Genomic DNA, 1,076 nt, shown 5'->3' with positions numbered 1-1,076 from the left:
GTAAGGATTCAGGTAAAAATAGTTCCGCAGAGAGCCGAACAATATGGTAATGTAGTCAGATGAGCGAAAAGTCAGAGTTATCAGCAGCACTAAAATTAGAAATGGTTGACCAGTTGAGCCGTGAGGAGCTGGTCAAAATTGTGCTCACCCAACAGAAGCTGATTGAAAAATTACAACAAAAGCTCGAAAAGCTCCAAGAGAGACAGCCCAGCAATAGTAAAACATCATCGAAACCCCCATCAAGCGATCTCATACAGAAATCAGAGACAGCCAAAGTTGACAACTCAAAAGAGTCAGAGTCAGAGTCAGAGTCCCAACCAAAGCGCAAACCCGGAGGACAGCCGGGACATATCGGTAAAAGCCGAAAAGGATTTGGGCGAGTAGATAGATATCAAATCAGCACTCCTGAGTATTGTGAGCATTGTGGTAGCCCTGAATTAAGTGATGCGATTGGTTATAGCAAGCAGCAAGTAGCGTGTTTAGCAGCCTTACCAATTGAAGTGGTGGAATATCAACGAGTCAAATGTCAATGTAATGAATGTGGAGCAATGGTGATGGGTGCACCAGCATCAGGGATAGTTCCAGGGCAAGACTTAAGCATCGACCTACAAGCATTATTGGTATGGTTAGGTAATTATGGGCACATGTCCTATGAAAAACAACAAGAGTTCCTGCGCGAACTAGGTGGAATCGACCTAGGGATAGGGACATTACAAGCGACAAATGCGCGGGTAGCCGATGCTGTAAAGCCTGCCGTTGAAGAGCTATGGAAATGGGCACCATTGCAAGCCAACGTCCATGTCGATGAAACCCCTTGGTGTGTCAAGGGAGTCAAAGAATGGTTATGGACAGCTACGGGTCAAGATTTTTGCCTGTTTCATGCCGCAGACACTCGCAGTAGAGCCGAATTAGAGACAATGCTGGGGCATGAAGCAAGCTGGTGTGTTGAGTTCCGATGATTTTAGCGTCTACAACGGTGTGATTGTGGGAGCGCAACAAAAATGTTTAGCCCATCTACGGCGACATTTTAAGAAAGTTCTGCAAATTGGCCACGGTAATAACAGTGTCGTCGCTTC

General features: G+C 45.8%; 2 protein-coding genes. Both read left to right on the top strand.

The window, feature by feature from the left end; genetic code table 11:
- Positions 1-59 precede the first annotated feature (59 nt).
- A complete protein-coding gene (locus QUB26_RS31910) occupies positions 60-959 on the top strand; it encodes an IS66 family transposase (RefSeq protein WP_333321328.1) in 900 nt (299 codons plus the stop codon).
- On the top strand, positions 928-1,076 hold a 149-nt coding region (locus QUB26_RS32150), incomplete at its 3' end, for an IS66 family transposase (protein ID WP_445299661.1). The genes QUB26_RS31910 and QUB26_RS32150, both read left to right, overlap by 32 nt.

This window comes from Microcoleus sp. B4-C1 (genome assembly GCF_036705285.1).
In the GTDB taxonomy this organism is placed as follows: domain Bacteria; phylum Cyanobacteriota; class Cyanobacteriia; order Cyanobacteriales; family Microcoleaceae; genus Microcoleus.
The sequence above is the reverse complement of the archived record's forward strand: the minus strand, read 5'-3'. Positions and strand labels throughout refer to the sequence as shown.

Coding starts and splice junctions, on each gene's coding strand:
- QUB26_RS31910 (WP_333321328.1), top strand. CDS start 60: ATGAGCGAAAAGTCAGAGTTATCAGCAGCACTAAAATTAGAAATGGTT.